Source organism: Paenibacillus sp. Marseille-P2973, from assembly GCF_018101095.1.
In the GTDB taxonomy this organism is placed as follows: domain Bacteria; phylum Bacillota; class Bacilli; order Paenibacillales; family Paenibacillaceae; genus Fontibacillus; species Fontibacillus vini.
Genome location: NZ_JAGQEH010000018.1, coordinates 66,420 through 75,741, shown reverse-complemented (window position 1 = coordinate 75,741; position 9,322 = coordinate 66,420). Strand labels below are relative to the sequence as shown.

The 9,322-nt window shown below is 50.4% G+C and carries 10 protein-coding genes; 5 read left to right on the top strand and 5 right to left on the bottom strand.

Going from position 1 to position 9,322, the window contains the following annotated elements; all coding sequences use genetic code 11:
* Positions 1 to 31: 31 nt before the first annotated feature.
* Complete coding sequence (locus KB559_RS22565) at positions 32 to 328, bottom strand: transposase (RefSeq protein WP_211022752.1); 297 nt, start codon at positions 326 to 328, stop codon at positions 32 to 34.
* Between the two features lie 816 nt (positions 329 to 1,144).
* Between KB559_RS22565 and KB559_RS22560 the strand changes: the two genes are divergently transcribed.
* Genes KB559_RS22560 through KB559_RS22550 form a run of 3 tightly spaced genes read left to right on the top strand, consistent with a single transcriptional unit; the run spans position 1,145 to position 2,015 of the window.
* A complete protein-coding gene (locus KB559_RS22560; protein ID WP_211025374.1) occupies positions 1,145 to 1,381 on the top strand; it encodes a DUF2249 domain-containing protein in 237 nt (78 codons plus the stop codon).
* Between the two features lie 20 nt (positions 1,382 to 1,401).
* Positions 1,402 to 1,764, top strand: a complete 363-nt coding sequence (locus KB559_RS22555) for a hypothetical protein (protein ID WP_211025372.1) — start codon at positions 1,402 to 1,404, stop codon at positions 1,762 to 1,764.
* The gene (locus KB559_RS22550) at positions 1,761 to 2,015 is read left to right on the top strand and encodes a DUF2249 domain-containing protein (protein ID WP_211025370.1); all 255 of its coding nucleotides are present in this window, start codon (positions 1,761 to 1,763) and stop codon (positions 2,013 to 2,015) included. Before KB559_RS22555 ends, KB559_RS22550 begins: the two co-directional genes overlap by 4 nt.
* Before the next feature lie 670 nt (positions 2,016 to 2,685).
* Here KB559_RS22550 and KB559_RS22545 read toward each other — a convergent pair.
* Positions 2,686 to 3,786 (bottom strand): TIGR04053 family radical SAM/SPASM domain-containing protein, encoded by a 1,101-nt coding sequence (locus KB559_RS22545; protein WP_211025368.1) that lies wholly within the window; start codon positions 3,784 to 3,786, stop codon positions 2,686 to 2,688.
* A gap of 130 nt (positions 3,787 to 3,916) precedes the next feature.
* Here KB559_RS22545 and ilvB point away from each other — a divergent pair, with 130 nt between their 5' ends.
* On the top strand, positions 3,917 to 5,620 hold the full coding sequence (gene ilvB / locus KB559_RS22540) for a biosynthetic-type acetolactate synthase large subunit (RefSeq protein WP_211025366.1): 1,704 nt from the start codon (positions 3,917 to 3,919) through the stop codon (positions 5,618 to 5,620).
* 58 nt (positions 5,621 to 5,678) lie between these two features.
* Here ilvB and KB559_RS22535 read toward each other — a convergent pair whose 3' ends face one another.
* From KB559_RS22535 to KB559_RS22525, 3 genes are all read right to left on the bottom strand, one after another.
* Entirely contained in the window at positions 5,679 to 5,972 is a 294-nt protein-coding gene (locus KB559_RS22535) for a hypothetical protein (RefSeq protein ID WP_211025364.1), read from the bottom strand.
* Positions 5,973 to 6,059: 87 nt separating this feature from the next.
* Entirely contained in the window at positions 6,060 to 6,404 is a 345-nt protein-coding gene (locus tag KB559_RS22530) for a YlbF/YmcA family competence regulator (RefSeq protein ID WP_211025362.1), read from the bottom strand.
* 25 nt (positions 6,405 to 6,429) lie between these two features.
* On the bottom strand, positions 6,430 to 7,593 hold the full coding sequence (locus KB559_RS22525; protein ID WP_211025360.1) for a DUF445 family protein: 1,164 nt from the start codon (positions 7,591 to 7,593) through the stop codon (positions 6,430 to 6,432).
* Positions 7,594 to 7,946: 353 nt separating this feature from the next.
* Here KB559_RS22525 and KB559_RS22520 point away from each other — a divergent pair, with 353 nt between their 5' ends.
* Entirely contained in the window at positions 7,947 to 9,314 is a 1,368-nt protein-coding gene (locus KB559_RS22520; protein WP_211025358.1) for a YheC/YheD family endospore coat-associated protein, read from the top strand.
* Positions 9,315 to 9,322 lie beyond the last annotated feature (8 nt).

Genomic DNA, 9,322 nt, shown 5'->3' with positions numbered 1-9,322 from the left:
TCGGAGCGATGATCTTCGATGAACTGGAACCTTAGTTCTTTTCTTTCCCGAAGATGTGCACGGCCTTTTTTAAAATTTCGATCTCTTCTTTCAGGTCCGCGATCTCACGTTTTTGGTCTTCAATGAGCTGGGATTGCTGTCGAAGTGATTCTCCTTGGTTTACCGGTTCATTTTCAAACTCACGGTACTTACCCACCCAGTTTCTCAACGTACCGGGATTGATGTTCAGTTCGTCGGCCACCTGCTCCAGCGTCTTTGTCTGCTCTTGAACATACTTTACGGCCTCACGCTTAAATGTTTCATTGTATCGTTGCCTAGACTCACTCATTTCTCGACACCCTTTCTGACTCATTAGATTTATTATCTGTGTGACATTAAGAGGTGTCTACTTTTTATTCTAGCTGCAAACCTACCTTTAATTCACCCCTTTTTGCGACCCGAAGGTTAAAAACTCAAAATTAGATGTAGGAATTCCAGCTAATTTCATTTTGATCGACGTTTGATGAAAATTAACTGTAGTAATTGCAGCTAAACTTGCGGGGCTCCGCTTGATGACCTTCACTTGAGGAACGTTGTTTGAGCAACTTTGCTTGAGGAACTTCGCTTGAGGAACTTCGCTTGAGGAACTTTGTTTGAGGAACTTTGTTTGAGGAACTTTGCTTGAGCAACTTTGTTTGTACAACTTTGCTTGAGGAACTTCGCATGAGGTTATCGTCCTGCCGATCTTACCTGTGAATTTAAAATAGCTTTATAACTTACAGTTATTTCAGGACAAAGTTGCTCTTACTACGAAATAACTGTAGAACCTACCTTTAATTCACCTCTTTATGCGACTTGAAGGGTAAAAACGCAAAATTAGATGTAGTAATTACAGTTAATATCATTTTGGTCGACGTTTGATGAAAATTAACTGTAGTAATTGCAGTTAAACTTGCGAGTCTTCGTCTGAAGACCGAGGTAGTTCTATGCAGAGGAACTGTGCTGGTTATTGTGAGACTCGTCACACTAACCTTGACGGAAAATCAAAGCTGGTTAGAGCATTTTTATGGGTACGCTTAATTTGTGACTAGTATCACAATCCATGTCAGGTGCGTTGATATAATGAACGCGAAACATAAAATTTTTAGTATCAGGAGGAATAATCATGAGTGAAAATATTAAAGTTACGGTCAATGCTACGGAATATCCGCCGCAATTAAAGCATAAAACGATCTTTGCCGCCTACAACAGCCTTGAGTCTGGTGAAGCGATGCTGCTGGTGAACGACCACGATCCGGTACCTTTGCGTTTTCAATTCGAAGCGATGCATCCCGGACAATTTTCTTGGGAATATCTTGAACAAGGCCCTGAGACATTTCAAGTTAAAATCGGCAAAAACTAATAATCCGGGGGGCGCTGTTCATGGCAACCATAACGGTCATTGATGAGAAAACCATCAAAATAGCGGTGGATCTTGAAGATGCACTTAGCATGATAGCGGAAGCGGAGAGCAATCTGGAACAATACGCTGCTGAGATTCTGATGATCGCCGAAAAAATGCCTGAATTCCAATATACTTATTTTTGCTTTTACGCCTACGATACGGCGATGCTGTTTGAGAAAATGCTGGGGATCGACCCGAAGCAGTACCTGTCATTTTCCTTGGATGCGCCCGACTCTTTCTTTTACACGCTTTACGGCGGTATGAAGGGACTTAGCGGCATGGCCCGCCTGTCCAGCGTTCTGACAATGGAGCAAACGGAACTGGAGGTGAATGAAGGATGAACTCGGAAAACAACCCCGGCACCGGAATCGTAGAGCTGGATGTACGTCCGCAGCTTCGAGCGGGCGAGGAACCGTTCAGCATCATCATGGATACGTTTAAAAACCTGCAGCCCGGCGAAACTTTTGTACTGCATGCGATCATGAAGCCGGCTCCGCTGATCCCCCTCCTTGAGGGAAAAGGATACACCAGCACTTGTGAGCAGGTCAGCAGCGATCACTGGATCGTTACCTTCGTTCCGCAAACAAACTAAATCAATTCTTTCTTTCATACAAAAACGACCGCCTCCGAAGAAATCCGGTGTGCGGTCGTTTGTTTTTTGTTATTCGTAGCGTTCAAAAAAATGCTCCTGCCTCTTGCCTCAGCTTTCCCTTTGCTTTCCTTTTGCTTTCCCTTTGCTTTCCTCTTACTTCCTCTTGCTCTCCTCCGGTTCCTGCCCCGGCCCCCAGTCCCAGCTCTAAAGAACTTCACGTTTCTTATTTACCGAATAAACGCAAAAATTTAGGCTAAGGAATCGTACCGTGCTTATTTAGTGAAAAATCAGGGGAATCAACGGAATTTGACGGGTATAAGGCCAACTCAGTTCGTTAGAAACTTTTGATGACGCTTTTTCGCCAAATAGCGTTTCTGTAGTTCGTTAATACGCTTCACACAACAGCATAGGCTCCATACAGCTCGGATACAGCTCGGATACAACCCCGCGTACAACTTTTACATGCTTACTATCCATTTATTCACGTTCCTACACATACCTACACATTCATATATGCTCTATTCTCGTCCTATACACGTATCATACACGCTCTAGTTTCGTCCATAAACGCCTCATACACGCTTTTTTCGTCCCATACACTTTGTTGCATACTTGTTAATGTACCCGTACGCTTCACACAACAACTCCTCATACACGCCCCATACACACTTCATCCATTTGTATAAGCCATCGGCACATACGCGCAGTAAGGATCGCTCTCCAGATAATCACCGGTCACCGCATAGGCTCTGGCTCTTGAGCCGCCGCACAGCTGCTTGAACTCGCAGACTCCGCATTTGCCTTTCAGGAGGGATTTGTCACGCAGCTCCCTTAGGATCGGAGAATTCCGATATATCTCGGGTAAAGAGGACTCTCTGACATTTCCGCAGCTTACCGGCAAAAAACCGCTAGGATATACGTCGCCCGTATGGCTGATGAAAACAAAGCCGTCTCCATCATTCACGCCCTTCGGTGAGCGGCCCAGCACATCGGCCCGCTTTACAGCTTCGGCCTGCCGCCCCTCCTGGGCCTCCCTCTTCTTTTGCTGCATAAAGACCCGGCGATAGTGAGGAGCCTCCGTCGCCTTCACGCCGTACGGCATTTCCTTCTGCAAGCGAGCCAGCCATTCCATGACCTTCTCATGCTCCTCCGGCGAGATCATGTCGCCAACCATGCCTCTCCCTGTCGGCACGAGAAAGAAGACGCTCCATAGAACGGCCCCCATTCCCTTGACTTTCTCCGCAATTCGCGGCAGATCATCCAGGTTATAACGCGACACGGTTGTATTGATTTGAATCGGTATATCAAGCTCATGCAGGTAATCTATTCCCCGCATCGTCATTTGGTAGGAACCTGGTGTTCCGCGAAAATGATCGTGAATCTCCGCCGTAGAACCGTCCAGACTGAACGCCCAGCGGGATAAGCCGACTTCTTTGGCTTTTTCCACAGCCGAGAAGGTTACTCTCGGCGTTGCGCTCGGCGTCATGGAGACAGGCAGACCTTTCTCGTGAATCGCGTACTTGGCCAGCTCGAAGAGATCCGGGCGCATCAGCGGATCACCACCGGTAAATACAAACAGCGGCCGATCCATTTCCGCGATATCGTCGATCAGCTTTCGGCCTTCTTCCAGCGTAAGCTGACGCGGATCGGGATGATATTGCGCCTCGGCCCGGCAATGCAGACATTTCAATGCGCAGGCACGCGTTACTTCCCATATGACGATGAACGGATTGTGGTTATAATCCCGTTCCTGAGTGAAATTAGGTTGCATTACATTCATCTCCCGGCAATTGTATTCACCTATCATATCCGGATTTTTATTGCCCCCTTATGACTGGAGTCACTTTGAGTCCTTCACATTTAAGATAGAATTGTCAGAAAAAAAACTGGGGGAGAACCATATGGCTAACGATCTTATTCGGCAGCAAAAAACGATAACCGGTGCGGAGCTGCTCATTGAATGCCTGATGGGAGAACAGGTTGACACGATATTCGGTTATCCCGGCGGCGCGGTCATCCCGATTTACGATGCCCTTTACGATTGCTCCGATATCCGTCATATTTTGACGAGGCATGAGCAAGCTGCCGTTCATGCGGCGGACGGCTACGCCCGGGTAACCGGCCGGCCCGGTGTGGCGCTGGTGACTTCCGGACCCGGAGCTACGAACGCGGTCACGGGCATCGCTAACGCATTCATGGATTCCGTTCCGCTGGTGGTCCTGACCGGCCAGGTTTCCACGGACCTGATCGGACGCGACAGCTTCCAGGAGGTAAATATATTCGGCATGACCATGGATGTAACCAAGCATAATTACGTAGTCATGGACGTGAAGCAGTTGCCCCGAATTATTAAGGAGGCCTTTCATATCGCATCTACAGGCAGACCCGGCCCGGTGCTGATCGATTTACCGAAAAATATCATGAACGCCAAAACGGCATTGGGAACGCTGGAAAAGATCTCGATCCGCGGGTATGAGCCGGCTCCGGAAATTCCGGGAGAAACCATCGCACAGATCGCAACCCGGCTTGGTTCCGCTGAGCGGCCCGTCATTCTTGCCGGCGGCGGCGTTGCCTCTTCGGGCTCATCGGATGCCCTCCTGGACTTGGCGGTGAACGCCGGAATTCCGGTCGTCAGCACCTTGATGGGGATCGGCGCGTTCCCGTCCGATCATCCCCTTTATCTCGGGATGCTGGGAATGCACGGCACTTATGCGGCTAACCGGGCCGTTCATCAAGCGGATGTCCTGCTGTCGCTGGGTGCAAGATTTAATGACCGGCTCTCCGGCAAGATCAAATCCTTTTCGCCGGAGTCCTGGAAGGTTCACGTTGACATCGATGACGCGGAGCTCGGCAAGAATATCCCTGTCGATGTTGCCGTACACGGCAATATCCGGGACCTGCTGATGAAAATAAACCCGCTGACCGGCCGGCTTACTGCGGCAGAAGCATGGGCCAAGGAAACGACCCGCTGGCAGAAGAAGGTCCCTCATTTTACCGCGGAGGCCGGTACGTTGTGTCCGCAGGAGGTTATCCAGCTGCTCCACAAGTTTACGGAAGGAAACGCGGTCGTGGCCACCGATGTAGGCCAGCACCAGATTTGGACGGCACATCATTATAAATTCAAGCATGCCCGTTCTTTCCTGACCTCAGGCGGACTCGGTACGATGGGCTTCGGACTTCCCGCCGCGATCGGGGCGGCGATTGCAGGCGACGGCAGTCCGGTCATCTGTGTTACTGGAGATGGAAGCTTCCAGATGAACCTGCAGGAATTGATGACGGCGGTAGATTATCAGCTCCCGATCAAAATTGCCTTGCTGAATAACGGATATCTGGGAATGGTACGGCAATGGCAGCAAATGTTTTATAAGCGCCGCTACTCCTCCGTCCAGATCTCGTCGCCCGATTACGTAGCCTTTGCGTCAGCCTACGGAGTGACAGGACTTCGGGCTCAAACCTTGGACGAGGCGGAATCCATCATCCGCCAAAGCCTGGAGATCCCGGGACCGGTGTTGATGGAATTCAACGTCAAAGAAGAGCAAAATGTATTTCCTATGGTGCCTCCGGGAGAGAGCAATGACAAGATGATCATGGATGAACGAAATTAAAAAAAGGCTGTCTTAAAGCCCATACGGCTTCAAGACAGCCTTTCCTTTATTGTTCCGCTTACAAGCTTTGGCCTTGCTTTCCGTCCTCGCTCCATTTGTTTTGCCATTCCCGCAGCTTGGCCCGGCGGACGGCATCCAGTGCACGTTGCTTTTCCTCGTTGACGCCCAGTATGAAATGCAGATGTGCCCCGATTACGAGGAAGGCAAAGGCGGCCCACACTGCACCAAACAGGGAAACAAAGCCTGCACCTGGCTCGAAGGAAATCATCGGTAACGCGTACACCAGCATCGCTAATGCCAAAACAAGATACACGACATGTTTTAATTTGCTCTTTTTTTTCACGGTCTTCATATATTCCGCAGCTCCTTCATCTTCAAATCTATATTTCTATTCTATGAAGGCTGTCCGGAAAATATGAGACTAGTTTCTTCTGTATTACTACATTTGATCTCCGTACAGATGCTGCAGACTGTCCGTTATGATCTTATTCACGTCCTGAATGATGATGCTGAGACGGCGTTCTGCGTCAAACAGCCGGCGAATATTCAGGTTCATGCTGAGCACCTCGAACAGCTTCTCCATTTTTTCCATCTCATCCGGAGCAGGCATCTCACCTGTCATCATCTGTTGCTGCAGCTCGTTCTGCCGGTTGCGGAAATCATCCAGCATTCTCTTGCTTTCGGGATCGGCGTCGACCAGCTTCATCGCCGCGGTAATTTCCTTCACTTCTTCACTCTCTTTGAGTGCTTTTGCCAATTCATTCGCTTTATCGTAAATATTCAATAGGATCATCCTCCGATATTATGAATTATCTTACCCATATGATCATTACGGACTGGAATAATCCGATGATGCCTCCGAGCAAGACCCCCAGCCAGGTGATGGCCCGGAATTCCTTGCCGGATACGCTCAAAATGACCTCTTCCAGCCGTTCGACCGGAAACTTCTGTACCTGCTCCTGTACGAGCTTCGGCAGTTGAATCGCCTTCATCGCCGTAGGAATTCCCTTCACGACGAGAGCAAGCAGCCGATCCGTAACCGAAGGCAGCGCCGCTTGCGCCTGAGCCTGCCACGGAGCAACCAGTGATGAAATCCGGACGGATTCAGCAGTTGCGATCCACTTTTCGAGCGGCAATTGTTTGATTTTGTCCGACAACCACTCCTGTGCCGGCGTTCCGGTTACCATTTCCAGCAGCTCTGCAGCCGGTTTCTCCCCGAACATCTCCAGTTTGCCCCGGATCGCTTTCGCAACTTTGTCTTTGGCTTCCTCGCTTTGCAGCGCCCGCACCAATGCAGGTGTCAGCTTGCGCACCAACTTGTCCTCGTCCATGAAGATTGCCGCCATCGTGCCGAGAAATCCGCCGGCCTTATCCGCCAAGTCCCCGGCCAGCTTGGTCAGCATACGCTGTCCCTCAGCCGACAGAAGCTCTTCTTCAACCGCTAGCAGCACCGCTTCCGCAGCTGCGCCGCTCCAACGCTGCCGATTCTCTTCATTCCAGCCCGGCAAGAGGTCCTTCAACAAACGATCCCCCCAGCCGAGATCATTCCACAGCAGGTTAAGTCCGCGGTCCGCCACCGATCTGCCCGTATCTGCAAGCCGGGATTTGGCCGCTTCCCACCGTTCAGGCTCCCAAACCCTCAGCGCCGCTTCCTTTAACGTCAGTTCGCTTGCGCCCAATCGGACAAGCAGGTTCTCCAAATATTGCTCCGCCTGCTTTTTAAATGCCGGACGAGACAGCAGCTCCTGAAGACCTTCCGTCGTTACCAGATATTCCGCCACGACATTTCCGAGAGATTCCGCGATATCTTCCCGGCGTTTCGGAATCAGACCCGGCGTAAACGGAACGTGATATTTACCGATGTATACCGGATTTCTGGGATGAAACAGCATTTTAATCGCAAAATGATTCGTGACTCCGCCGACAAAGGCGGCCACAGCCACGCTGATCAGAACATAAATCCAATCGGCCACCTGGCATACCTCCTTTTAAACCCGGCTAAACAAATTATTTTCAAATAAGAGGTTGTTCAAAAAAGTCACCTTTTGATCACGAAGTGCCTCAGGTTGCTTATTCGACATCGAATCTTGCATTCAGTCAGGCCTTCCGGTGCTGAAAAGTCGACTTTTTGAGCACACACTTTAAGTATATTCGGCTTTCGCCCCAATGCAGCGGCTGCCAAAAAGTCTGCAGCACTGACATCAAATCGGAAATGGGTTAATCACCAAGGATTCTATGTCCTCATATGATGCATTACATGCGCTTATGCAGATGACTTTTATTGCATCCAAGACATCAAGCTTAAGCTTGGAAGGAGATCCGCTTCATGCCCTCCAAAAAATTAAAAATTCAAATCATGAGCCCGAATCTGCTGGAAAAAGACGATCTCGTTCTTGGAGAACAACTGATCAAACAGTGGCGGATTCCTGTGAACCATCCGCTGCAGCTCGTGTTCGGCTCTTTTCAGCAGACCGTTCGGGTCGTGCCATTGGCCAGATTCGACGGAATCCGGGTCAGCCAGGAGCTGGCCGAAAAAATGGGTGTTCTAGCCCGTTCCGTGCTGCGGCTCACATTCCGCCCGCACTCATCCACTTTGCAGCTAGGGCCGCTGATCGGCGTGCTGATCAGCCGCGACCTGCCGGGATCCCTGGAACGCCCCTTCGGGCCGATTACGATGTTCTGCAAAGAGCTCGTAAACGCCTGCCAGCATCAAGGTGTGTACGTTTATTTTTTTACGCCGGATCACATCGGCACCAGTTCAAGCAATTTGTCGGCCTGGGTCTACGGAGACGGATGGAAGCAGATCCAGGTGCCTGCCGCGGATGTGTTCTACAACCGCCTGACTTCGCGAAAATTGGAGAATAAACCTAGCGTACAGCATTTCTTGAAAGAAGTAAAATCACGGTACAGGAGCCACTTTTTCAACGAGAAGTTTCTTGACAAGACGGAAGTTTTCGATGCTCTGGGCCGCGATGCGGCGGTATCGAGATATTTGCCGGAGTCCCACCTCTTTCGTAACTTTCTTACACTTAAAACGATGTGCGCCAAACATCCCGTCGTCTTTCTTAAGCCGATAAGAGGCAGTCTCGGAAAGGGAATCATCCGGATCTCCAAACTTGAGGGCGGAAGCTATCAAACCCTAACCGCTCAGGTCGGAGGTACGAGGCGTCAGGTTTATCCAAGTCTCGCCAAGCTGTACTCCTCCCTCTCCGGCAAAATGAAGACGACGCGCTATCAAATCCAGCAAGGATTAACCTTGATCCAGGCGGATCGCCGCCCGGTGGATTTCCGTGCGCTGGTGCAGAAGAATCGGGCGGGAAAGTGGAATGTGACCTCCATAGTGGCCCGTACGGCCGGAAGCCAGCATTTCGTGTCCAATCTTGCCCGAGGCGGTTCGCTCAGCACCGTGAAGGAGGCTATCGGGAGAAGTTCACTCCCGGCCGGCATAAAAGGTAAGATCGCCCTTCGCCTGCGTAAAGCGGCGCTGGATATCGCCCAGGGCGTCGATGTCCAGATTCCTGCGCATTTCGGTGAACTCGGCATCGATCTCGCCTTGGACTCGTCAGGACGAATCTGGCTGCTGGAGGTCAATTCCAAACCTTCCAAGAACGACAACACCCCGATCGGAGGGAACAAAATTCGCCCTTCCGTCAAACAGGTGGTTGAATACGCCCGCTATTTGTCCGGCTTTTGAGGAGGTAC

Coding starts and splice junctions, on each gene's coding strand:
- KB559_RS22565 (WP_211022752.1), bottom strand. CDS start 328: ATGAGTGAGTCTAGGCAACGATACAATGAAACATTTAAGCGTGAGGCC.
- KB559_RS22560 (WP_211025374.1), top strand. CDS start 1,145: ATGAGTGAAAATATTAAAGTTACGGTCAATGCTACGGAATATCCGCCG.
- KB559_RS22555 (WP_211025372.1), top strand. CDS start 1,402: ATGGCAACCATAACGGTCATTGATGAGAAAACCATCAAAATAGCGGTG.
- KB559_RS22550 (WP_211025370.1), top strand. CDS start 1,761: ATGAACTCGGAAAACAACCCCGGCACCGGAATCGTAGAGCTGGATGTA.
- KB559_RS22545 (WP_211025368.1), bottom strand. CDS start 3,786: ATGCAACCTAATTTCACTCAGGAACGGGATTATAACCACAATCCGTTC.
- ilvB (WP_211025366.1), top strand. CDS start 3,917: ATGGCTAACGATCTTATTCGGCAGCAAAAAACGATAACCGGTGCGGAG.
- KB559_RS22535 (WP_211025364.1), bottom strand. CDS start 5,972: ATGAAGACCGTGAAAAAAAAGAGCAAATTAAAACATGTCGTGTATCTT.
- KB559_RS22520 (WP_211025358.1), top strand. CDS start 7,947: ATGCCCTCCAAAAAATTAAAAATTCAAATCATGAGCCCGAATCTGCTG.